General features: G+C 58.1%; 23 protein-coding genes. 6 read left to right on the top strand and 17 right to left on the bottom strand.

All coding sequences use genetic code 11. From position 1 onward, the window contains the following. Positions 1-4 precede the first annotated feature (4 nt). A complete protein-coding gene (locus ACWFTY_RS14825; protein ID WP_447524950.1) occupies positions 5-1,363 on the bottom strand; it encodes an MFS transporter in 1,359 nt (452 codons plus the stop codon). An 18-nt stretch (positions 1,364-1,381) separates the two neighbouring features. Further along, complete coding sequence (locus ACWFTY_RS14820) at positions 1,382-1,702, bottom strand: antibiotic biosynthesis monooxygenase family protein (RefSeq protein ID WP_447524949.1); 321 nt, start codon at positions 1,700-1,702, stop codon at positions 1,382-1,384. A gap of 135 nt (positions 1,703-1,837) precedes the next feature. On the opposite strand from ACWFTY_RS14820, the gene ACWFTY_RS14815 reads away from it, so the two are divergent. From ACWFTY_RS14815 to ACWFTY_RS14805, 3 genes are all read left to right on the top strand, one after another. Next, positions 1,838-2,434 (top strand): class I SAM-dependent methyltransferase, encoded by a 597-nt coding sequence (locus ACWFTY_RS14815; protein WP_447524948.1) that lies wholly within the window; start codon positions 1,838-1,840, stop codon positions 2,432-2,434. A gap of 110 nt (positions 2,435-2,544) precedes the next feature. After that, a complete protein-coding gene (locus tag ACWFTY_RS14810; RefSeq protein WP_447524947.1) occupies positions 2,545-5,457 on the top strand; it encodes a M16 family metallopeptidase in 2,913 nt (970 codons plus the stop codon). Between the two features lie 48 nt (positions 5,458-5,505). Beyond that, on the top strand, positions 5,506-5,802 hold the full coding sequence (locus ACWFTY_RS14805; protein ID WP_447524946.1) for a hypothetical protein: 297 nt from the start codon (positions 5,506-5,508) through the stop codon (positions 5,800-5,802). Positions 5,803-5,879: 77 nt separating this feature from the next. Here ACWFTY_RS14805 and pal read toward each other — a convergent pair whose 3' ends face one another. From pal to ACWFTY_RS14745, 12 genes are all read right to left on the bottom strand, one after another. After that, entirely contained in the window at positions 5,880-6,389 is a 510-nt protein-coding gene (pal, locus tag ACWFTY_RS14800; RefSeq protein ID WP_447526910.1) for a peptidoglycan-associated lipoprotein Pal, read from the bottom strand. 75 nt (positions 6,390-6,464) lie between these two features. Continuing rightward, positions 6,465-7,805, bottom strand: a complete 1,341-nt coding sequence (gene tolB, locus ACWFTY_RS14795; protein WP_447524945.1) for a Tol-Pal system beta propeller repeat protein TolB — start codon at positions 7,803-7,805, stop codon at positions 6,465-6,467. A gap of 10 nt (positions 7,806-7,815) precedes the next feature. Next, positions 7,816-8,610, bottom strand: coding sequence for a cell envelope biogenesis protein TolA (locus tag ACWFTY_RS14790; protein WP_447524944.1), 795 nt, complete (start codon positions 8,608-8,610; stop codon positions 7,816-7,818). A gap of 15 nt (positions 8,611-8,625) precedes the next feature. Beyond that, on the bottom strand, positions 8,626-9,078 hold the full coding sequence (gene tolR / locus ACWFTY_RS14785; protein ID WP_447524943.1) for a protein TolR: 453 nt from the start codon (positions 9,076-9,078) through the stop codon (positions 8,626-8,628). A gap of 2 nt (positions 9,079-9,080) precedes the next feature. Then, the gene (gene tolQ, locus ACWFTY_RS14780) at positions 9,081-9,728 is read right to left on the bottom strand and encodes a protein TolQ (RefSeq protein WP_447526909.1); all 648 of its coding nucleotides are present in this window, start codon (positions 9,726-9,728) and stop codon (positions 9,081-9,083) included. A 64-nt stretch (positions 9,729-9,792) separates the two neighbouring features. Further along, positions 9,793-10,257, bottom strand: coding sequence for a YbgC/FadM family acyl-CoA thioesterase (locus ACWFTY_RS14775; protein WP_447524942.1), 465 nt, complete (start codon positions 10,255-10,257; stop codon positions 9,793-9,795). A 114-nt stretch (positions 10,258-10,371) separates the two neighbouring features. Then, positions 10,372-10,878, bottom strand: coding sequence for an SRPBCC family protein (locus tag ACWFTY_RS14770; protein ID WP_447524941.1), 507 nt, complete (start codon positions 10,876-10,878; stop codon positions 10,372-10,374). Continuing rightward, on the bottom strand, positions 10,871-11,224 hold the full coding sequence (locus ACWFTY_RS14765) for an ArsR/SmtB family transcription factor (protein ID WP_447524940.1): 354 nt from the start codon (positions 11,222-11,224) through the stop codon (positions 10,871-10,873). Before ACWFTY_RS14765 ends, ACWFTY_RS14770 begins: the two co-directional genes overlap by 8 nt. A gap of 84 nt (positions 11,225-11,308) precedes the next feature. Beyond that, on the bottom strand, positions 11,309-11,656 hold the full coding sequence (locus ACWFTY_RS14760; RefSeq protein WP_447524939.1) for a TraR/DksA family transcriptional regulator: 348 nt from the start codon (positions 11,654-11,656) through the stop codon (positions 11,309-11,311). Positions 11,657-11,658: 2 nt separating this feature from the next. Next, on the bottom strand, positions 11,659-13,005 hold the full coding sequence (locus ACWFTY_RS14755; RefSeq protein ID WP_447524938.1) for an amidohydrolase: 1,347 nt from the start codon (positions 13,003-13,005) through the stop codon (positions 11,659-11,661). A 25-nt stretch (positions 13,006-13,030) separates the two neighbouring features. Beyond that, positions 13,031-13,423, bottom strand: coding sequence for a VOC family protein (locus ACWFTY_RS14750; RefSeq protein ID WP_447524937.1), 393 nt, complete (start codon positions 13,421-13,423; stop codon positions 13,031-13,033). 188 nt (positions 13,424-13,611) lie between these two features. Beyond that, positions 13,612-14,154 carry a DUF3617 domain-containing protein gene (locus ACWFTY_RS14745; RefSeq protein WP_447524936.1) on the bottom strand — a complete coding sequence of 181 codons (543 nt, stop codon included), beginning with the start codon at positions 14,152-14,154 and terminating at the stop codon, positions 13,612-13,614. Between the two features lie 138 nt (positions 14,155-14,292). Here ACWFTY_RS14745 and uvrB point away from each other — a divergent pair, with 138 nt between their 5' ends. Both uvrB and ACWFTY_RS14735 read left to right on the top strand, forming a co-directional pair. Next, a complete protein-coding gene (gene uvrB / locus ACWFTY_RS14740) occupies positions 14,293-16,467 on the top strand; it encodes an excinuclease ABC subunit UvrB (RefSeq protein WP_447524935.1) in 2,175 nt (724 codons plus the stop codon). A gap of 118 nt (positions 16,468-16,585) precedes the next feature. Further along, a complete protein-coding gene (locus ACWFTY_RS14735) occupies positions 16,586-17,383 on the top strand; it encodes a class I SAM-dependent methyltransferase (protein ID WP_447524934.1) in 798 nt (265 codons plus the stop codon). Positions 17,384-17,996: 613 nt separating this feature from the next. Here ACWFTY_RS14735 and ACWFTY_RS14730 read toward each other — a convergent pair. Next, positions 17,997-18,611 carry a thioredoxin family protein gene (locus ACWFTY_RS14730; RefSeq protein WP_447524933.1) on the bottom strand — a complete coding sequence of 205 codons (615 nt, stop codon included), beginning with the start codon at positions 18,609-18,611 and terminating at the stop codon, positions 17,997-17,999. 43 nt (positions 18,612-18,654) lie between these two features. Then, positions 18,655-20,742 (bottom strand): protein-disulfide reductase DsbD family protein, encoded by a 2,088-nt coding sequence (locus ACWFTY_RS14725; RefSeq protein WP_447524932.1) that lies wholly within the window; start codon positions 20,740-20,742, stop codon positions 18,655-18,657. An 84-nt stretch (positions 20,743-20,826) separates the two neighbouring features. On the opposite strand from ACWFTY_RS14725, the gene ACWFTY_RS14720 reads away from it, so the two are divergent. Beyond that, positions 20,827-22,500 carry an alkaline phosphatase family protein gene (locus tag ACWFTY_RS14720; RefSeq protein ID WP_447524931.1) on the top strand — a complete coding sequence of 558 codons (1,674 nt, stop codon included), beginning with the start codon at positions 20,827-20,829 and terminating at the stop codon, positions 22,498-22,500. A gap of 13 nt (positions 22,501-22,513) precedes the next feature. On the opposite strand, the gene ACWFTY_RS14715 is transcribed toward ACWFTY_RS14720, so the two are convergent. Next, entirely contained in the window at positions 22,514-23,458 is a 945-nt protein-coding gene (locus ACWFTY_RS14715) for a right-handed parallel beta-helix repeat-containing protein (protein ID WP_447524930.1), read from the bottom strand. Positions 23,459-23,584: the final 126 nt, after the last annotated feature.

Here is a 23,584-nt window from a genome sequence, read left to right as displayed (position 1 = left end):
CCGGCTAGTTGTCGGTCATGATCCGGTCGTCGAGCTTGAGGGTTTTGAAGCCCCAGCCGAACAGGAATACACAGATGCCGGTCGCCAGCCAGAATGGCAGGGGGCCGGCATAGGTGTAGAGCAGCACGCCAAAGGCCGGTGAGGCGATGAACGCCATGCCGTTCACCGACGCGACAATGCCGGCCACGCCGTTCTGCTCGGATCGTTTGACGGCGAGCGAGGCGCCGGCGGTAAAGCCGGGGCGGAACAGGCCAAAGCCGAGCGATGCCACCGCGAATCCGATGATGATGCCGTAAAGGTCGTGCGACAGGCCGATGATCAGGCAGCCGAAGGCGCCCAGGACCATGCCCCATAATATCGAGGAACGCGGACCCATTTGCAGCAGCGGGATCAGGCCCCATTGCGCCAGCAGGGTCGCTGCTGCACCGGCCATCAGTACGAGGCCGGTCATCCGGATTCCCATTTCAGGATCGCCGCGCAAGCCCAGCCGGTCGAGCACCAGAAAGCCGACCACGCCCAATATCAGAGCATGGGCATTGCCGCCCAGTATGCCGGTGATCAACCACGGTTTGACCCGCTCATCACCCCAGCGCAATCGCGGCGGCAGGCTGCTTTCCTCTTCGCCGCTATCATCCTCTTCTTTCAGGCTGCTCGACGAAGGAGCAGAGCTATAGGGCTCGGACGTCACCACACCGCGTGCCTGATAGCCGGGATTGTCATTGGGCAGTTTCAGCGCCAGCGCGATCATCACCAATATACCGATTGCGGCAAAGGCAAACATCGGGCTGGACAGGCCGAGAGCCGGAATGATCAGCAATGGCGCAATCGCCGGACCGACAATCGTACCAAGCCCGAAAGAGGATGAAATCAGCGACAGCGCCTTGGTCCGGTCGGCGCGCGCGGTGCGGGCGGCGACATAGGCTTGTACCGCGGGCGGCGCAGCCGAGCCGAGGCCGCCATAAAGGCTGCGGAAAAAGGCAAACAGGATGAAGGTCCAGAGCGCGCTATACCAGCCGAGCAGTCCCAGAAAAAGCGCCAGACCGGCTAGCGCGAAGGAAGTGGTAAAGCCGATCATACCGAGCCGCATCAGCGCCTTGCGGCCGCGATGGTCGGATTGGCGTGCCCACTTCGGCGCGGTATAGACCCAGAGTAGAGCCGACCAGCTGAACGCCGCGCTGACCCAGAAATCGGGGATATTCAGCTGCGTTCCGATGGTCGGCAAAATCGACTGCATGGCCGTGTTGCCCGAAGCGGTGACCAGCATGACCGAGAACAAGACAGCCATACGCGTGCTGTCTATCGGCTTGGCATCCGGATAGGATAGCTTGCGGTTCAGCGGTTCAAGGTCGGGAGAATCAGCCATCGGCGTTCCTATGCCATGCTATTTCTGCCAGTCATAGCCACGTTCGACGCGGGCGACATGAAGGCTGTAGGCGCTGTACCATTTGTCGCGACCCTGATCACGGATCAGGGCATGTTCCGGGTTGTCGCGCCATGCCCTGGCGCTGGCATCATCGCGCCAGTAGCTGACCGTGATCCCGAAGCCGTCCGCAGATCTGGCATGATCCTCGCCAAGATAGCCCGGTTGCTGCGCGGCGAGCGCGCCCATGGCTGCCGCAGCGGCCTGATAGTCCTCTTCACCGGTGTCGGTGCGTTGCGCGCAAAAGATCACCGCGATGGAGTCGTTTGGATGAAGCTGCATGACTATCTTTTAACCGGTGGATTGCACCGGGCAACCGCTATTATATTTGTCACCGGCGCTGTAACGCTCTACTATTACAGTTTGATCTGTTGCCGGAGGAATGGTTTGTCAAATAGTGTCGCCAAAACGAAAATTATGGACCGTATCAAGTCGCGACTGGAGCGCCGTCTCGGTCCCTGGGGTGTGTTCTTCAAGGGTTTCCTGAAACATCCGGTGATGGTGGGTTCGATCATGCCGTCGTCCGACATCACGATCAAGAAGATGCTTGAACCGGTGAAATGGGACGAGTGCGACCTGTTCGTCGAATATGGTCCGGGTGTGGGCACATTCTGCCGCCCGGTGCTCGAACGGATGAAGCCCGATGCGACTTTGATCGTGATCGACCTGAATGAAGATTTCATCGATTATCTGAGCAAGTCGATCCGCGACAGCCGCTTCTACCCGATTCACGGGTCCGCCGCCGATGTGCAAAAGATCATAAGAGAGCTCGGGCACGAAAAAGCCGACTATGTCCTGTCCGGTCTGCCGTTCTCCACATTGCCCGATCAGCTCGGTCCGAAAATTGCCAAAGAGACCTATGATGTCATCCGTCCGGGCGGCGCCTTTCTGGTTTACCAGTTCGTCAAAAAAGCACGCGATTTCATGACACCGCATTTCGACCATATCGACAGCGGCCATTCCCTCTGGAATATCCTGCCCTGCCATCTGTTCTGGGGGTGGAAGGCAAAATAGCCGTTGGTCGACGTCTGAATGACGTTGGTCGAAGCCGGTGATCGATCAGGCCCGGTTTAGCGCCATGTTCGAAGCTGAGAAATTTCATATTGATTGAGAGGAATATTCCGATGTCCCGTTTGTCCCGTTCCCTGTTGCTGGCGCTGACCACCACGGCATTGACGGTCACTGCGCCCGCGCTGGCCAAACATCATGAATCCGCCGAACCGGCACCGGTTAGCGAACTGGTTGCCGCGGTTGATATTCCCTATGAGGAATTCACTCTCGACAACGGGTTGAAAGTTCTCGTCCACACCGATCGCAAGGCGCCGGTCGTGGCGGTCTCGATCTGGTATGGCGTCGGTTCGGCCAACGAGCCCGAGGGCAAGACCGGCTATGCGCATCTGTTCGAACATATCATGTTCAACGGCTCGGAAAATGCACCGGGAGATTTTTTCGAACCGCTGCGGCAGATTGGCGCGACCGATCTCAACGGCACGACCTGGCTCGACCGGACCAACTATTTCCAGACCGTCCCGACCTCCGCGCTGGATGTTGCGCTGTTTCTCGAAAGCGACCGGATGGGCTATCTGCTCGGCGCGGTGACGCAGGAGAAGCTCGACAATCAAATTGGCGTTGTGTCGAACGAAAAACGCCAGGGCGACAATCAGCCTTACGGGCTGGTCGGCTATCGCCAGACAGAATTGCTGTTTCCCGCAGATCATCCTTATGGTCACGACACGATCGGATCGCTCGAAGATCTCGAAGCGGCTTCGCTCGACGATATGAAATCCTGGTTCACCGATCATTACGGACCGAATAATTCCATTCTTGTGCTGGCCGGCGATATTGATGTCGCGACTGCGCGGTCCAAGGTCAACAAATGGTTCGGCGCGATTCCGAGTGGCAAGCCAATCCCGCAACTCGACCCCGCTATTCCCACTCTTGACGCCCCGATCTACGAGGTGATGAAAGACAAGGTCGCGACCACGCGCATCTACCGCAACTGGGTGGTGCCGGGTCTGAACGATCCCGACTATACGCCGCTCGATGTCGGCCTGACCGTGCTCGGCGGCCTCGCCAGCTCGCGGCTCGACAATATCATGGTCCGGGACGAGAAAAACGCGGTTTCCGTTTCCGCCTATGTCATTCCCTTCGTGCACAGCAGCTTCGTGAATATCCAGGCAGACGTGAAGCCGGGTGAAGACGCAGATATCGTCGCCAAGCGGCTGGACGAGATAATCGCCGATTTCATCGCCAATGGCCCGACCGAAGATGAAGTGCAGCGGGTGGCGACACGCAATGCTGCGGCACGGATTGCCGGGCTGGAGCAGGTTGGCGGCTTTAGCGGCAAGGCCGTGGCCCTGGCGCAGGGCAAGCTCTATTCCGATGATCCGGAATTCTACAAGAAAGAACTGGGCCGGCTGGCAGCAACGACACCGGCAGCGGTCAAGGCGGCGATGCAAAAATGGCTGAGCCGTCCGGTCCTTGGTATCACGGTGGTGCCGGGCGAACGGGAAGAATATCAGGAAGTCGGCGCTGGCAAAGGCGCGCGGACCGGCGTTCTGACCGCTCCCGCCTTTTACATGCAGGACGGTCAGGCCGGAACCGTAACCGCGCCCGACCGGTCCCAATTGCCGCCCGTCGGCGAGATCCCCAATGTCGATTTCCCGGATATCGAGACCGCGACCCTGTCGAACGGCATCAAAGTCTATTTTGCCCATCGCGATGCGGTGCCGATGACCCGGGTGACCCTGTCTTTCAACGCCGGCACCAGCGCGGATTCGTCCGACAAGCTCGGGCTGCAGAATTTCGTCACCGGGATATTGGAAGAAGGCACGACCAGCCTGACATCGGTCGAAATTGCCGAGCAACAGGAACGGCTGGGTGCCAATATCAGCATCGGCGGCGGGCGTGACCGCACCGATGTCGGTCTGAGCGCGGTCAATCCGAATCTCGATGCTTCGCTTGACCTGATGGCGGATATTGTCAAAAATCCGGCGTTCAAGACGGATGATATTGAGCGCATCCGTGTCCAGTTGCTGACCGCGATCGACCGCGAGGAAAGCGATCCGCTGAGCATTGCCAGCAACACGCTGCCGCCGCTGCTCTTCGGTGCCGACCATCCTTATGGCCGCGGCCTTTCGGGTAACGGCACCAAGGAAACGGTTTCGGCCATTACCCGCAATGATCTGGCGGCCTTCCATCAGCAATGGATGCATCCGGCCAAGGCGACGATCTTCGCAGCGGGTAAAATCGACAAGGAGCAGCTTGTCGACAAGCTTGAGCTGCGCTTCGGTAAGTGGAAAGGCTCCGGAAAGGCCGCGCCGGCGAAGAATTTCGATGCCGCCATCCCGGAAGGAGAGGGCCGGGTCATAGTTATCCACCGTCCGAATTCTCCGCAATCGATGATCCTGGCGGGGCAGGTCCTGCCTTATAAGGGGTCGGACGATCTGCTGACTCTCAGCGCGGCCAATGAAGTTCTGGGCGGCAATTTCCTCTCGCGGATCAATATGGATCTGCGCGAGACCAAGGGCTGGAGCTACGGCACACGCAACACCGTATTGCGCGGCGAAGACCGGGTATTGTACACGATGCGTGCGCCGGTGCAGACCAACCAGACCGGTCCTGCTGTTGCAGCAATCGATGCACAGGTTCGCGACTTCATGGGCGAAAATGGCGTCACGGCAGCGGAACTGGAACGCACGGTCAACGGCAATGTCCGTCAGCTGCCCGGCCAGTTCGAGCGCACGACCAGCATATTGGGCCAGATGCAGGGCGACGTGATGTTCGGCCGGCCGTCCGATTATGCCGAGACTGTTGCGGATCGGTACAAGGCGCTGACCGAAGATGATTTGAACAATGCCATGGCCGAAGCGGTTGACCCGGACAAATTCACCTGGGTGATCGTCGGTGATGTCGACAAGATCAAAGCGCAGCTGGATGCGCTGGACATGCCGATAGAATATCGCGGCTATGAAGTTAATGACACTGCTGTTAATAGTGAGAGTAGTTCGAATGATTCGGCAGAAGGCGACGAGTGATCGGTGACTTGAGCCGGTTCAGGGCTTTGACATGAAAAGGAGAATGGAATGTCTATTGATGGAACTTATACTTGCGTAACCAAATCCCCGATGGGAGACCAGACGTCGGAATTCACCATCGTCACCGACGGTGACACGTTCACCGGCACCAACGCCGGCGCTATGGGCGCGATGGACGTCGAAAACGGCAAGGTCGATGGCAATCACATCACCTGGGAAATGAACATGACCGTTCCCATGCCGATGAAGCTGGAAGGCGATGCGACAATCACCGACGGTCAACTGGCCGGTTCGGTTAAAGCAGGCGCTTTCGGTGAAATGGCAATGACCGGCACCAAGAAATAAGCGTTTTTTGAGCGACAAAAAAGGGCCGCTACCTGTTCAGGTGGCGGCCCTTTTTTTGTCTCTTTTGTCCGTCCGGTCTAGCGGATGACGACGCTCACGGCGCGGCGGTTCTGTGCCCATGCGCTCTCGGTGGAAGCGAGCGCTTCGGGGCGTTCCTTGCCATAGCTGACCGTGGTCATCCGGGACGGGCTGACGCCAAGAGAAGCGAGGTAGTTTTTCGCCGCATTGGCACGACGCTCGCCGAGCGCAAGGTTATAGTCGCGGGTGCCGCGTTCGTCGGCATGGCCCTCGATGGTGACCCGCGCATTCGGGTTTTGCGCCAGCCATTGCGCCTGGCTCTGCAGGATAAGCTGATCCTGCGAATCGATATTGAAGCGATCGGTGTCGAAAAGGACCCGGTCGGACATCGTATTGGCCAGGAAATCGCCCTGCGATCCCTGAGCATAGCCGGGGCCGACGGGGCCGGTCGGTGCTGGGGTGGGAGTCGTGGTGCCAACAGGTGGTGGCGGCAGTTCTTCCGGTGCTTTCTTCGAACAGCCAGCCAAAACCAGGCTCGCGGTAATCAGGAGGGGAGTTGCATATTTGATCATAATTCTGCTCCTATTTGAATTTGCCCTTGGGCTTTATATAACCTTTTTCCAGTGACTTGTCTTGATTTGAATTCACGGAAGCAACGGACCCCAGGCCGGATCCGAGCCGTTGACCGGCGTCGGTAACTGCCGTTCGTTGCGGCCGGTCAGGTCGACTTGCCAGATACCGGTGCCGCCGCTTCCCTTGGTGGTCCGGAAAAACTGGATCACCCGGCCATTGGGCGCCCATGTCGGCGCTTCATCCTGCCAGCTGTTGGTCAGCAGACGCTCGCCACCGCCGCTGGGTGTCATCACGCCGATACGGAAATTGCCGGCCATCTTGGTGAAGGCAATCAGGTCGCCGCGCGGGCTCCATTCCGGAGTGGCAAAACGTCCGCCACCAAAGCTGATCCGCCGTTCGTTGCCGCCATCGGCGTTCATGACATAGAGCTGCTGGCTGCCCGAGCGGTCGCTTTCAAAGACAATCCGGCTGCCGTCTGGAGAGAAGCTGCCGCCGATATCGATACCGGGGGAAAAGGTCAGCTGCTGCGGCCTGCCGCCGCCCGCTGCCGAAACCTTGTAGATATCGGTATTGCCGGCAATCGCCATGGAATAGAGGATCCACTTGCCATCGGGCGACCAGCGCGGGGCAAAGGTAGGATTGGTGCTCTGGGTGATCAGGCGCTGGCGACCGGTGCCGATGTCATAGACATAGATGCGCGGGTTGCCGTCGAGAAAGCTCAGATAGACGATGCTCTTGTAATCGGGAGAAAAGCGCGGGGTGAGGGCAGTGGCCTGGCCATTGGTGATGAACCGGTGGTTGGCGCCGTCGCTGTCCATGATCGCCAGTCTCTTGACCCGGTTACCCTTTGGGCCGGTCTCGGCAATATAGGCAATGCGGCTATCGAAAAAGGGCGATTCTCCGCTCAGTCTCGAATAGATGGAATCGGCGCATTTATGCGCGGCCCGGCGCCAGTCGCGCGGCTCGACGATGAAGCCCTGACGGGTGAGTTCGGTTTCCAGAGCGACATCATAGAGATAGCAGCCAACCGTCAGCTTGCCATCGGGATTGGCCCGCACGAAGCCCTGGATCAGGGCAGAGGCACTGGTACCGCTCCAATAAGGAAATTGCGGAGCGGTGACTTCCGAATAGCTGATCCCGCGGACCTGGTTGCGCCCGATCGGCTTGAACAAGCCGCTCGATCGCAAGTCGGTGACGATGACATCGCTGATTTTTGCGCCCAGTTCACTGGTGCTGCCGGCAGCCGTGTTCACGCTCTGCGGCGTGGGCAGGCCGGGAACGGCAATGACCAGTTCTTCCGACGCGCTATTGTCGACATCGACGGTCAATTGGGCATGTGCGGTCGCGGTCAGGCCAACGCTGGCGATGATGCCAAGCATGACGGTTCGGATATAGAAGGCGGGTGATTGCATGGTTGGTCTCCTAGACGCCAAGATACAGGACAGGTTCGATAACCTTCCATTCATCATAATATTTTTCCGGGAATGTTGTAAAAGGTGCCGCTAGCTGGACCGCAGCAATAGCCCGTTCCTGATGGATGTCGACCTGCGAGCGATTGCTCGGCGTGATGCCTGTTGTGGTCGCTGTCGGTCGGCCGATAATCTTGCCGCTACTATCCAGACGGGCGGTGACAGTGGTGCGCAACAGTTCCGCGTCTGCTCCTGTCGGAGGACGCCATTTCTGTTTGATCAGCCGGTATAGTTCGCGCTCCAGAGAAGCGACGGCTGCAGGCGAGGCCCGCTCCGCCGCGATATTCTGGTTCCGGCTCACCGAAGGCGCATCGGTGACGCCTTTCAGGAAATCATCGCCCAGTCGCGAACCGCGGGGTTTCGGTTTGGGAACCGGCTTCGGTTCTGCCTTGGCCGTGGTACTGGCGGGCTTGTCCGGTCGCCGCCGGGGCTCGCGGGAAACGGGAGCGGGCTTGCTTGCCGGTGTCGGTTTTGCTTCGGCTTTCGGTGGTTCGGGCAGCGGCTCCGGTTCGACAAAGCTGCTCTCTTCCGGCGCACCGAGTTCCGGTGCAACGCTGGTCGCAGGCGTGATCATGGAAGGATCGGGAGCGGCGCTTTCGAGCCCCACTTCATCGGCAATCATAACCTCGATCGGCTTGTTGCGAAACGCGTCGTTGGTGCTGCTCAATATGCTCAAGGAGAGCGCGCCGAACAGGGCCACATGACCCGCAGCCGCTATTCCCAAGCCAATTTTTTCAGCTTTCTCCATATCAGCGGTCCACTACTATGGCGTCTCGGATGAACCTGTAGTGACCAGCGAAACCCGGTTCAGTCCAGCCCGGTTCAGCTCGCCCATCACCCCCATGATCAGCCCATAGTCGAGTGTTCTGTCACCGCGCAGCATGATCTGTCGCGGATCTTCCGGATTCTGGTCAGCGGCGATCTCGCGCAGCCTTGTCTCGAACGCACCGCGGCTGAATTCCTCGTCGTCGACGAAGATACGGCCGTCGTTGTCGATCGAAATCTGCACCGGTTCCTGCTCCTGTTCCAGCGCATTGGCGCGGCTTTCGGGCAGGTCAACGGGCACGCCGGTGACCAGCAAGGGTGCCGTCACCATGAAAATGATCAGCAGCACCAGCATCACGTCGACAAAGGGGGTGACGTTGATCTCGGCCATCGGCGCGCGACCGCGACTACCGCCGCGCCTGCCGATGCCGGATCCCATATTCATGCCCATGCTCAGTCTCCCAGCTCCAGTTCGCGGCTGAGCGTGGCGTGGAACCCGTCGGCAAAGCGACCCATGCGGGCCTCCAGCTTGTTGAGGCGATGGGAGAAACGGTTATAGGCAATGACTGCGGGAATCGCAGCAAACAGGCCGATGGCCGTCGCGAACAGGGCCTCGGCGATGCCGGGGGCGACCACAGCAAGCGAGCTATTCTGCTCTGCGGCAATGGCCGAGAAACTGCGCATGATGCCCCAGACCGTGCCGAACAGGCCGACAAAGGGGGCAACGCTGCCCACGGTAGCAAGAAAATTGAGCCGGTCGGCGATCCGGTCGACTTCGCGGGCAATGGTCGTGTTCATCGCGCTGGCGAGCCGCTGACGCGTGCCTTCGCGGTCGATCGGTGCCTTGGAGGTCGACCGGCGCCATTCCTTGACACCAGCGGCCAGGACCTTGGCGCTGGGCAGGGAGGATTGGCCATATTCGTCAAAGAACTTGTCGAGATTTTCGGTCCTGTCGAATGCCCGTTCGAATTTATCCGATTTGCGCGAGATTTGCCCGATGTTCATGCCAAAGCTGACGATGATCGTCCATGTCCACACACTGGCGAGCAGCAGGCCGATCATCACCGCCTTGACGACAATATCGGCTTCCATGAACAGCATGAAGGGAGAGAAATTTCCGGCAGTCGCTCCCAGGGAAAGTTGGTCTAGCAAGATGTATAATCCTTCATTTCATATCAGCCTGATCCATGACGCCGGCAAATGCCTTTGTCCACGCCTTCGGTTGTCGTCTCGGACGTCCGGCTGGCGTAAGAAACGCCGCGTGAACGGAAGCTGACGTAATATGGTCTGGGCCGCGCATAATTTTCTGGTCGATGATCACGCTGGCGGCACGCAGCGTCTCGACCGTGCTGATAACGACCAGATCATCATTTAGTTTCGCCGGCAACAGATATTTCATCGTCAGATCGACGACAGCATAGACGCCTTCACCGCTTTCATAAGCCGCGCCCTGATCCATATCGAGCAGGCGGAGCATGTCCGAACGGGCGCGTTCCATATAGCGCAGATAATTGGCGTGGTAGACAATGCCGGAAAAATCCGTGTCCTCGAAATAGATGCGGCAGGCGAAATAATGTTTGCCGTCAACAAAACGGCCATCAAATGGTTTGATATCTGCAGGGATTTCCATGGACCGCACATTAGGGGGATGTCGCCAAGCGGGAAAGGGTGAAAAGCGTAGCGGCGGTTCACTGGGCGCAAATATGACTCGATTGAACCGGCTCAGTCCGCTTTGGCCCTGACGCTAGGTTTTCGGCCATAGCTCTTCGGACAGTACGGTGCCGGTTTCCAGTAGCGATTTGAGGTTGCTGAGCACGGCTGGCCATCCTTCCCGGACGCCGATATCCATCCGTGATCCCGGCTCGAGTTCGCTATGTGTGACCGTCAATTTGGTATCAGGCCCCAAGCTGGTCAGTTCGTAAGTTACGCGTGAAAGTTTCTCGGGCTGATCAGCTTCCGCATCGAAGGCCCAGGTCCAAACCATTTTACGGGGTGGATCGATTTCGACAATCCGGCCGCGCGTATCGATTTTCCCGCTGCCATCGCTCCGCACGTGGTTCCACCGCGAACCCGGTTGCCAGTCGGATTCGTTATAATGGCCCCAATAAGCTTTGGTCAGATCACGGTCGATCAGGCCGTTCCAGACCTTTTCGGCACTGGCCTTGATAAAGATCGTGTAGACAAAATCCGGCGCGCACAACTCTCCGGTCGATGCACGCGTCTTGATCTCGGCGGTTCCATTATCAGGCACGACGTTTCTCCTCTGGCGTACTGGCATTGGAAGGGTTGGAAGCACTTTCGATCTGCTGTTTGAAATCGGTCAGCGCTTCGATCCGGGCATCCTCGAACTTGCCGACCCAGCGATGGACGATATCGCCGAGCGGAACGGGGTTGAGATAGTGCAGTTTCTCCCGGCCCTGCCAGTGGACCGTGACAAGATTGGCTGTTTCGAGAATATGCAGATGCTTGGCCACCGCCTGGCGAGACATGGTCATGCCGCTGTGAAGGTCGGTCAGGCTCTGGCCATTGTTTACGAATAGCCGGTCGAGCAGAGCGCGGCGGGTTTCATCGGCAAGGGCGGCGAAGACATCGGACATGCCTCTCTATATGCAACTATATGGTTACATGTCAAGCTCGCAAAAGGCTTCCTTGGGCCCAAGTTTGACAAACTTTGGATTGGATCAGCGCGCGCAACCAATGCACAGATGGGCGGCGGGATCGATTTCGAGACGCTTGTAGGCAATGGCTTCGCCGCACTCGGCGCACCAGCCATATTCCCCTTCGTCCACCCGGTTCAGGGCGATCTCAATCCTCGCCAGATCGCTGGTCCGGCGGCGCGCTTCGGCCTGGGCCATTTCCTGCTGCTGCATTGCATCCATCCGCGACAGCCGCCCGACGCTTTGCTGGTCGAGCTCGACCGGCCCGCGCCAGCTGGCGCCATCCTTGTCGCGCGCCTTCAGTTCCGCTTGCCGGTCAAGCAGCAGCTGTTTCAGGCTCTTGAGCTGGGAAGAGGAAAGCCCTTCGGCCAAGGCTATTCCGCGCCCGGTGCCAGCAGGTCCAGTGCCGCAGCGGTCATTGCCTCGACCCCCAATGTCACGGATTCTCTCGGCGCAACCTTGAAGAAAGGGGAATGGTGCGAGGGTACCGGCGCACCGCCCGCTTCCTCGCGATCAAAGTCGGCCTGCGGTGTGCCGCCAACCGAGAAATAGACGCCGGGCACATCGGTATTGGGGGTGACAAAATAGGCGAAATCCTCAGCGCCCATGCCTTCGCGCGGCTGGTTGTCGAACACGTCTTCGCCGAACCGGCTGGCAAATACTCCGGTCACCCTTTTGGTCAGTTCTGCATCATTATAATTGGCCGGGGTCGATTCATGCGACACCAGTACCTCGGGCAACTTGTCCTCCGGCATGCCGTTCATTCGGCCGACATTGGTCGCGATCCGCTTGATCCCCTCGAGCAGCTTTGCCCGCGTATCCGCATCATCCGAGCGGACAGTCAATTGCATCGTCGCCTTGTCGGAAATGATATTATGCTTGAACCCGCTGTGAAAGGAACCGACCGTTACGACAGCTGGCTTGAGCGGCGCGATTTCCCGGCTGACGATGGTCTGCAGCGCCATGATTATTTCCGCGCCCATCACGACCGGGTCCTTGCCGCGATGCGGGGATGCGCCATGCGCGCCAACGCCGTGGATGATGATATCGACGCTGTCGGACGAGCTATAGTTGATCCCCTCGCTCAGCGCCAGTTTGCCGGTCGGCGTGTCAGCCGAAACGTGAAAGGCCATGGCGAAATCGGGTTTGGGGAAACGGGTATAGAGACCGTCGTCCATCATCAGCTTGGCGCCGCCGATCCGTTCCTCGGCTGGCTGTGCGATCAGCACCAAAGTGCCGGCCCACTGATCCTTCCGGGCCGCCATCTGGTGCGCGGTGCCGATTAGAGAAGTGATATGCACATCATGACCGCAGGCATGCATGACCGGCTTCTCTTCGCCGTCGATGCTGACCTGTTTTGCGGTCGACATATAGTCCAGCCCGCTGTCCTCGACGAGCGGCAGGCCGTCCATGTCCGCGCGCAGCATCAGGGTAGGGCCTTCACCATTTTTCATTACCGCGACGACGCCAGTACCGCCTACCTTCTCGGTCACGGTGAAACCCGCATCGCGCCATTTCGTCGCTATGATCGCGGCGGTTCGGGTTTCCTTATAGGACAGTTCGGGATTGCGATGAAAATCGAGAAACAGGGCTTCCAGCGCATTGTCATAATCCGCTGCGATGGCGGCTGCCAGATCGGGTGACGTCGAACTATTCTGCGCCATGACAGGCGTGGTCCAGATCAAGGCGGTAGTCGCAGCCAGAGCCAAAAGATGCTTCATGTTTCTCTCCCTGTATTTTGTAGCCTTATGCAGCGCCTATACGAAATGCGCAAAGCTTGTTGCCTTCCGGGTCGCGGAAATAGGCAGCATAAAAGGCCATCGGGCCTTCATCGCCGCGAAGGCCTGGCGCGCCTTCGTCGCTACCGCCCAGTTCCAGGGCCTTGTGGTAGAAATCATCGACTTGCCCGCGTTCCTGCATCTGCAGCGCGATCATATTGCCATTGCCGGGTCGCGCCGCCTGTCCATTGAACGGCGTGGTCAGCGCAATCGATGGCGTGGTCATATCGACGCCATATAGCGTGAAGCCGTTCTCATCGAGTTGCATCAGGCGTTTCGCACCCAGTTCGCCGAGCAGCGCATCATAATAGCTGCGCGCCTTGTCGAGATCATTGGTGCCGAGCGTTACATATCCGATCATGGTCTTTCTCCTGATTATCAATCGGGGCGATTGATTTGGCGTTGGAGTGAAACCTATCAGTCGCCGAGCCAGATGCAATGACCTGCGGGGTCATGTTTCTTCCGGCGCGGTCCATCAAGTGCAAAAAACAAAAAGGCAGAAGCGCTATGCTCCTGCCTTCCTGTCTTTTTCTGCCAGTCTGGCGGGGATCATCCAGCCGGACAATCGCCGATCCGTTTGCCATTGCTCTTTGCGGTAATATTCATCTTCATGCCGCCGGCGCCGCCGATCATGTTCATCGTCATGTCATAGCTGCTCGGCCCATATTGACCGTCCATCGCCATGGTCATGTTGCCGGGAGCTCCGCCCATATTGCTGCAGGACATTTCGGACGATACGGCACCGCCGCTCATATTGAATTTCTTGACCTCGCAATTGGTTTCTTCCTGCGCAGCGAAAAATTGCGCGCCCGGATTTTCGGCTTGTTCCTTGGTGATGCAGGACTTGGTGGTAGTGACCTTGCCCTTCATGCTGTCCATGACGCCGGCTGGCATACCTTCGGGCAGGCCGTCTATTTTCACGTCAACGATTTCGACGGTATTTTCCCACTCGCCCGGTTCGAGAGTGACTTTGTTCATTTCCTTGGCGACTTCCTCGGATGTGATTTTTCCGTCGCCATCCTGATCCGCACCTTTGTCTGAACAGCCGGCTATCAGGCTTAGCGCTGCAACCGAAACTAGTAATTTTTTCACAAGATATTCCCTCAATTAATGTGCCCCGATACGGGCCATAAACCGATGTGCCGGCGAAGTAAATTTTCTATCATCCCATTTATCTGAAAACTCGATAACGGGGATGACATTGGACCCTTTTTGTTCCATATTGATCCAATGACAGAATTGGTAATTAGAAGAGACCTTGCGGAACCGGAAACCGGCGAGGATTTCGTTCCGCACAAGCCCAATCGTCCGGCTAAATCGGAAGGCGGAAGGCCTTTCAAGCTGGTCAGCGATTTCGAGCCTGCCGGCGATCAGCCGGCGGCGATCAAGGAACTGGTTGCCGGGATGCGCGACGAGGAGCGTGATCAGGTGCTGCTCGGGGTGACCGGGTCGGGCAAGACTTTTACCATGGCCAAGATGATTGAAGAGCTGCAAAGGCCCGCCCTGATTCTGGCGCCGAACAAGATCCTGGCAGCGCAGCTTTACGGCGAGTTCAAGAATTTCTTTCCGGACAATGCCGTCGAATATTTTGTCTCTTATTATGATTATTACCAGCCCGAAGCCTATGTCGCGCGGTCGGACACCTATATCGAGAAGGAAAGCTCGGTAAACGAAGCGATAGACCGGATGCGGCACAGTGCGACCCGCTCGCTGCTCGAGCGCGACGACGTGATCATCGTTGCGTCGGTCTCCTGTCTTTACGGCATCGGTTCGGTCGAAACCTATTCCGCAATGATCTTTGATCTCACCAAGGAACAGGCTGTCGACCAGCGGGATATCATCCGCAAGCTGGTGGCGCTGCAATACAAGCGCAACGATATGGCTTTCGCCCGCGGTAATTTCCGCGTGCGGGGCGATAATCTGGAGATCTTCCCCTCGCATTATGAGGATATGGCCTGGCGGATCAGCTTTTTCGGCGACGAGATTGAAGAAATTGTCGAATTTGACCCGCTGACCGGCAAAAAGGGCGCAACCCTGAATAAGGTGAGGGTCTACGCCAATTCACACCATGTCACGCCGGGACCGACGATGAAGCAGGCGATGGAAGCGATCAGGTTCGAGCTTGCCGTCCGGCTCAAGGAACTGGAAGCGGAAGGCAAGCTGATCGAGCATCAGCGGCTGGAACAGCGGACCAATTTCGACCTCGAGATGATCGGGGCCACCGGCAGCTGTGCAGGCATTGAAAATTACTCGCGCTTTCTGACCGGTCGGCTGCCGGGCGAGCCGCCACCGACTCTGTTCGAATATCTGCCGGACAATGCGCTGCTGTTCGTCGATGAAAGCCATCAGACGGTCCCGCAAATCGGCGCGATGTCCAAGGGCGATCACCGCCGCAAGATCAACCTGGCGGAATATGGTTTCCGCTTGCCTAGCTGTATCGACAACCGTCCGCTGCGCTTCAACGAGTGGGACGCGATGCGGCCGCAGACGGTGAGCGTGTCGGCGACACCGGGCAAATGGGAGATGGAGCAGACCGGCGGCGTGTTCTCCGAACAGGTCATTCGCCCCACGGGCCTGATCGACCCGCCGGTAGAGATCAAGCCGGTCGAGGATCAGGTCGATGATGTGATCAACGAATGCCGCAAAGTGGCGGCGCAGGGCTATCGCACGCTGATCACGACGCTGACCAAGAGGATGGCGGAGGATCTCACCGAATTCATGCACGAGGCCGGTATCAAGGTCCGCTATATGCACAGCGATGTCGAGACGCTGGAGCGGATCGAGCTGATCCGCGATCTGCGGCTCGGCGTTTATGATGTGCTGGTCGGCATCAATCTATTGCGCGAAGGTCTCGACATTCCGGAATGCGGTCTGGTGGCGATACTGGACGCCGACAAGGAAGGGTTTCTGCGCAGCGAAACGTCCTTGATCCAGACCATTGGCCGCGCCGCGCGTAATGTTGATGGTCGGGTCATTCTCTACGCCGACCGGATGACCGGATCGATGGAACGCGCGATCAGCGAAACCGATCGGCGTCGCGAGAAGCAGGTCGAATATAATCTCGAGCACAATATCACCCCGCAATCGATCAAGAAGAATATCGGTGACATTGTCGCCCACGCCACGGCCAAGGATATGGTCACCGGCGCGGTCAGTGACGACGGCAAGCACTTGGTCGGCCATAATCTGCGCGCCCATATCGAAAGCCTCGAAAAACAGATGCGCGATGCTGCGGCGGATCTCGAGTTCGAAACTGCAGGCCATCTGCGCGACGAAATCCGCAAGCTAGAGGCCGAAGAACTGGGCTTGCCAGCCGACTTGCAGGTTGCTCAGCCAAAAGGCAGGTCGACCGAGGGACGGCCGGGGACGCGCAAGATGGGCTATGGCAAGGTGCAGCGGAAGTGATGTGATTGCGGTGCTGTTTCGATAAACGGCATGCTGAGCTAGACTAACGGCTGGGCGATAGCTTGCGCGCCAGTCCCTGCAGGTTCATGTTGCCACCAATATTCTGGGGAGAGACATCATGCGTGCATCGATATTTTTGACATTGGCAACGTCTGCATTGGCGATTGCGGCTCCGGTCTATGCGGGAGAGACCACGCCGGTATCGGTGGCTGCCACTGAAGTCGTGTCGCCTGATTTAGCGGCAGCCGTGTCCGATCCCGGTCGCGATGAAGCCGATGTCGCGCTCGACGAGAGCCGTAGTCCGGCAGAAGTGCTGGCCTTCATGGGACTCGAAACCGGTGATGCCGTGCTCGATATTTTTGCAGGCGGCGGCTATTATAGCGAAATCCTGGGTCGCGCTGTCGGCCCCGACGGCAAGGTTCTCGCGGTCAATCCGCCCCAATTTGTCTCCAGCGAGCAGTCCAAGAAAAAATGGGCGAGTGTCACGGCGCGGCAGCCCAATGTGACCATGGTGCCTTCGCAATTGCCGGATTACAAACCGCCCGCAAACAGCGTCGATTTCGCCATGCTCCACCTGATCTATCATGATTTCTACTGGCAGAGCGAAAAGTTCAAAGTTGATCAAATGGACCCGGCTGCCATATTGGCCAATATATATGCCGGGATGAAGCCCGGCGGCGTCGTTGCCGTGATCGACCATGTCGGTTCGCCGGGCGACACCCGCACCGTAGTCGACAAAACCCACCGGATCGATCCGGCCACCGCCCGGGCTGATTTCATCAAGGCCGGCTTCGTGCTCGACGGGGAAAGCGGGATGTTTGCCAATCCGGACGATGATCTGGAAAAGAATGTGTTCGACCCGGCTGTGCGCGGCATAACCAGTCGCTTTATCATGCGATTCCGCAAGCCGAACTGATATTGCAAAGGCCATTTCCGGCGGAATTTCAACGCCCGAATCAGTCGCAATTGTAACCATATGGAAAATAAGGCATTTTTCCAATGCCCCCGAAAATCCGCCGTTGCGAGCAAATCGCACGATGACCGATTATGCATAAATTACGCAAAAATGTAATATAATTTCAATGGTTTACCAGTTGTTACTATAGTTTACATGACCGTTCAGGTCAGGTTAGCTAGAGGACCGCTATAGAGATTGCAGTGATAAGAACTGACTCAGCAACAATATTCCGACGCGCTGGAATAGATTGAGGTCAGCATCAAAAAGCATGATTTCCCTTTTCCGCCGGCACAAGCTGGCTGGCGGACTGGAAGAGTTTGACCGGCGGCGCCTTTAACCAGGGTCGCACGCTGTCGGAACAGAGGGGGAGGCAGATCCGAGTTGTGTACTGGATCTGTCTCCCGACCCTCGCAACTGGTAACGAGCAGCATCTGCTTCGCAATTGGGTCCGGGGACCTGTTGACGAACGGCCTCCGGGGGGTCGCAGGCTGTCGTCCTATCCCCAGATCCTGGGGCGCAGGGCTGGCACGCGCGTAGAGTTTGCGGGCCAATCCTGCATTTTTCCCACTATTCAGGACGCATATTTGACCGAGCAGCCGTAGGGCCGCGCTTGCGCCACGCTTACCTTGTCTCCGGCTTTAATCTCGCTCAGCGCCGCAAGCACATGGTTGCGCGCGTTTTTGATGTCTGCGGTATTCGCCGTCGGCTTGTCGTCGAAACCGCCCTGATAGACCAATGTTCCCGTGCCATCGATAATATACATATGCGGCGTCGTTTTCGCGCCATAGGCTTTGCCGACCAGACCTTTGGTATCGAACAGATAATTGGTGGATTGGATTTTCTGTTCGGCAATTAGCGCTTTTGCCTCGGCACCGGTCATATGACCCTGTTTGCCTTTGGCGCCGCTGTTGATGGTCAGCCAGACCGCGCCCTGCTGCCGCGCAGCCTTTTGCGTCGCCTGCATATTGCCGCTGTTATAATGTTTGGAGACAAAGGGACAGCCGGGATTGTGCCATTCGAGCACCACGGTCCTGCCGCGAAACTGCGACAGCTGAACCGTCTTTCCATTCACGTCGGTGAGCTTGAAATCCTGGGCAATGGCACCGTTTTTCTGGGCTGCTGCCAACGGGCTAGCCAGTGCGATTGCGGCGATGGTTGCTGTTGCAAAAGAGGGAAGGTTTCGCACGTATTATCTCCGTTCATTGAGGGATGGGATAGGGTGACCCGCTTTATACCGGTTTACTGACCAGTTCTGTCAATGTCGCGACCGTAAGAATCTGCGGAAGGATTACCGGCTCCTCGCCGGGCGCATAATATAGATAGAGGGGGACGCCGGCGCGGCCGTGTTTTTCCAGAAATCTGCTGATCACCGGATCGGGCCTGGTCCAGTCACCCATCAGCACGGCGACCTTGGCCGCTTCGAACGCTTCGGCGGTCTCGGTGCGCTGGATGGCTGCGGCTTCGTTCGCCTTGCATGTGATGCACCAGTCGGCAGTGAAATAAGCGAAAACCGGTTGGCCGGATGCGCGCAGTTCGGACAGGCGTACCTCGCTAAACGCTTCGCTGGGCAGCGTCGCGCCGGAGGAATGTGCCAGCTTCTGGTCCTGCATTGCCTCTTCGTCGGGCAGAGCAATGATGCCACCCAATATGGCGGCGACCATGGCTGCGCTGGTCAGCGCACCGCGCGAGAGGCCTTTCATCTGCCCGCCGCCGAACCACCAAAGGATCAGGCTGACCGTCAGCAGGAAGACCAGCGACAGACCCAGAGCATCGGTACCGATCTGACGGCCGAGCAACCAGATCAGGCCGATGCTGGTAAGAAACATCGGGATCGCCATGATCTTGCGAAAGCTGTCCAGCCAGGGACCGGGTTTGGGCATGCGGCTGCGGATTGCCGGTACGAAAGCGATGAGCAGGAAGGGCAGGGCAAGGCCGACGCCAAGGCCGGCGAAAATTATCAATGCGGCGATTGGTGGCAAGACAATGGTCGCGCCCAGAGCAGCGGCCATGAACGGGCCGGTGCAGGGCGTGGCGACAAAAGCGGCCAGCGCGCCGGTCCAGAAGGATCCCGCTGCACCGTCTTTCCTGGTCAGCTTGTTGCCGAAATTGATATTGGGCAGCTCGAACAGCCCAGCGAGATTGAGGCCTATGGCGGTCACCAGCGCCAACAAAACAAAGATGATCCGCGGGTCCTGTAGCTGGAACGCCCAGCCGACCGCCGCTCCGCTGGCGCGCAGACCGAGCAGCACTGCACCAAGAGCCGTGGCAACCAGCACCACACCAGCGGTATAGGCGAGCGCGTCGCGCCGGACGACGGTCTCATTGCCCCCGGACTTGGCGAGGCTGATCGCTTTCAGGCTGAGAATCGGGAACACACAGGGCATCAGGTTCAGCAGCAAGCCGCCCAATATGGCGCCGCCGAGAGCCAGGAACAGCAGCGAGGCGCTACCCTCTTGCTTTGGGCCGTCACCAGCCAGAGGCAGACCGGTCATCGCGACCTCGCCTTTGCTGGCGGTGATCAGGAAACCATCATGATTGCCGATTTTCAAAATGCCGGTGATCGTGTCGAAGCCATCTCCGCGCGCGCCGGTTTCGAGGATCAGGCGGTCGCCATCGCGATTGAATGTCTGGGGCGCAGCATAGTCGACAACGCCGTCTTCCAGGATGAAGAAATAGGGCTGATTAATTTCGACATTGGCGGGCAGCGGGATCGACAGGCGGAACAGATCATCGCTGACGGCAAAGCTGGCTTCGCTACCCAGCGGGCGGGGCAGGGCCGCGCGGAAACCGTCGAACCTTTTATCCAGCACTGTTGATGTGTCTTTGCCGACGACCTGCAATGTGATCGACAGTTCATCCTGTTCGGGGACGCAAATTTCGTCGGTGCAGGACAGCCATTCGGATTTTACAGAAATCGGGAGCGGACCGGGGCGAACCTTATCGGACAGGGTCAGATTGACCAGAACCGCATAATCACCCTTGTAGACATAGTTCATGATGCCGGAGATCAACAGCGTGTCTGGAACTTGAAACTGCGCCTTTCCGGCGGTCACACCGGCGGGCAGGGTCCAGTCAAAGCTCATGCCGATGCCCGCATCGCCGGGATTTTCCCAATAGCCATGCCAGGTCGGCTTGGGCTCCATGACAAAGGCGAGCGTGATGCTTTGCCCGGCTTTGACCTGCTGTGCTTCAGCTACCAGCGTAGCGGGTACATTCAGCTCTGTATTGCCCAGCCGGTTCTGCGCTTCCGCCGCCGGGGCGAGGGCCAGCGCTACGAACGCCAGCATTATCGAGAAAATGCGAAAATCAAATGTCATAAAAACTCACTATTTCCTGTTTAGGCGCATTTAGTCTATTGGAGGACAGCTTTCTATAGCGGCATTTATCAGTGAGGACCATTCGTGCGAAAATCGATCATAGTTACAGCCCTGACCGCATCTATCATATTCTCCGGCAGCGCAAATGCCGAAGATCACAATGGCGTGGGAAAAGCCCAGCCGAAACTGGTTGTGGCGATATCGGTCGACCAGTTTTCCGCCGATCTGTTCAGCGAATATCGCAACAGCTTCACCGGCGGCTTGAACCGGCTGGCGAGTGGTGTGGTGTTTCCTTCCGGCTATCAGTCCCATGCGGCTACGGAAACCTGTCCGGGGCATTCGACTATCATGACCGGCGTCCATTCCGGACGTGCCGGGATCATTGCCAATAACTGGATCGACCTGTCGATCGAGCGGGAAGACAAAACGGTTTATTGCGCCGAAGACGAGCGCGTTGAAGGCACCAGCTTTGGTGATATTACCGCGGCAACACAAGGCGATTATATCGCTTCCGCCTGGCATCTTCTGGTGCCGACCTTGGGTGAACGGCTCAAGAAAAAGTCGCCGGAATCCCGCAATGTTGCGGTGGCGGGCAAGGACAGGGCGGCCCTGATGATGGGCGGCCATGATGTCGACGAAATTTATTGGTGGCAGGGCAACGGATTTACCTCGCTCCAGGGGCGCAAGATATTGCCATCGGTCGCTACACTCAATGCGGCGATTGCGGAAAAAATTGACAAGGCCCGTCCGGCTTATGCCGTGCCTGCACAATGTGTCGCGCACGGGGCCAAGATTATGCATGGAGAAGGCAAGTCCGTTGGTGACTATGCCTTCCAGCGCCCCGATGGCGCAGCAAGCATCTATCGTGGTTCGCCCGACTTCGACCGCTCGATACTCTCGGCGGCAGGCATATTGTTGAAGGAACTCGCTCTCGGGCAGGGCGAGGCTACGGACGTGATTTCCATCGGATTGTCCGCGACAGATTATATCGGCCATGCATTTGGTACCGAAGGTCTCGAAATGTGCATCCAGATGAGCGAGCTCGACCGGTCGCTTGGAGAATTTTTCACTATATTGGACGGGCAAGGCGTTGACTATGTCGTGATGCTGACCGCCGATCATGGCGGTCTCGACTTGCCCGAACGGATGAGCCTGCAAGGCGTGCCGACGGCGCAGCGGATCGATCCGAATCTCAATGCAAAGACAATCGGCACGAAGGTAGCAGCGGCGCTGAACCTTCCGGACGAAAAGCCGCTGCTCTACGCGGACGGACCATTTGGCGACTATTATGTCAGTCGGGACCTGTCGGAAAAACAGCGGGCACAGGTCAAGGATAGCGCCATCGCGCTGATTGCCGCCCATGAACAGGTCGAAATGGTGTTGGACCATGACGATATTGCGGCAATCAAGGTTCCGCGCGGATCGCCCGAATCATGGACTCTCGCCGAGCGGGCAAGAGCATCATTTCACCCGGACCGGTCTGGCGACTTTGTCGTATTGCTGAAAAAGGGAATCACTCCGATTGCCTCAACCCAGCGCGGATATGTGGCAACGCACGGCAGCCCGTGGGATTATGACCGCCGTGTACCGATCCTGTTCTGGCGGGAGGGCATCCAGCATTTTGAACAGCCTTTGTCGGTAATGACCGTCGATATCGCCCCGACTCTGGGCGCGCTGATCGGTGTGGAAATAACGGCGGATCAGACAGACGGACAATGTCTCGATATTGACGGCGGTCCCGCCAACAGCTGCGAATGAACCAGGCTGTGGCCTAGCGCCGCTGGTAACGGGTCAGGCCCTGTCCGAGACTGTTGTTCGCAATCCGCAGCTCGTCGCCGCTCCAGTCGGCCACGAACCAGGTGTTCCGTTTGACACCCTTGGCCAGCGACGCGTTGTTCGAATGGATGTTGAGACCGGCTGAACTATGGTCCCTGTCTTCCGCCGCCACCGCAATGAAAGCGCTCCAGTTTTCCTTGTTCTGGCCCTGCACGAATACATTGCCACTGATCACACCGGTTGCGCCGGCGGGCAGGTCGATCATGTAATTGGTGGTCCGACCCTGGGTATCGTCGAAACTGTTATTGTTGATCGTCGCCCGTGGGGCGCGGCTTTTGACATAATGACCGCCATTGCCTTTTTCGAAGCGGCTGTTGGTCACTTTCAGCGACCCGAAGTCCCCGATGTAAATGCTGTGCGCGCAGGACAGGCCGCGATCGCAGCGTCCCAGGCGCTGGAATGTGGACCGGTCGATGACAATCTCTGCGCTGGGATCATCGGCGCTCAATATGCCTTGCTCGGCGTTGCGGAACATGGCGTTATAGACATAGAGATCGCCGCGCTCGATCCGGATGCCGGCCCCATTGCCATCGGCAACCTGCTGATTCTGGAAGATGATACCGTCGATGGTCGCCGCCTTACCCCGCAGGACAAGCGTTGCCTTGCCCTCGCAGACGCCGCCATCAAATATGGTTCGTCCGGGAACCGAAGCCTTGTAGGTGATCCGGCCCGCTGTCTGCACGGCGCAATCGCCATAGGAACCCGGTTTGATGACAATGGTCGCATTATTGCCGCCGACGGCCGTGACCGCGTCGGACAGCCGGTAAAAGCTTTCACCGCTTTCCTGCACAGTAAACGGCGCATCGCGCTGGGCCTGAACAGCGGTTCCGGCGACAGATGCCGTCATGACTGCGGCGATCAACGGGGTCTTCAAGTTCATTACGGCCATCCTGACTCGGGGGAATAGGGCATTTTCAATATCGCTTGCCGTGACGGCAAACAATATAAAAGCTTGCGCCGTCCCAGATGAATTCAGGCTGAGCGTTATAGGTTAAAAGGTTAATCT

Source organism: Parasphingorhabdus sp. NYA22, assembly GCF_976973735.1.
The sequence above is the reverse complement of the archived record's forward strand: the minus strand, read 5'-3'. Positions and strand labels throughout refer to the sequence as shown.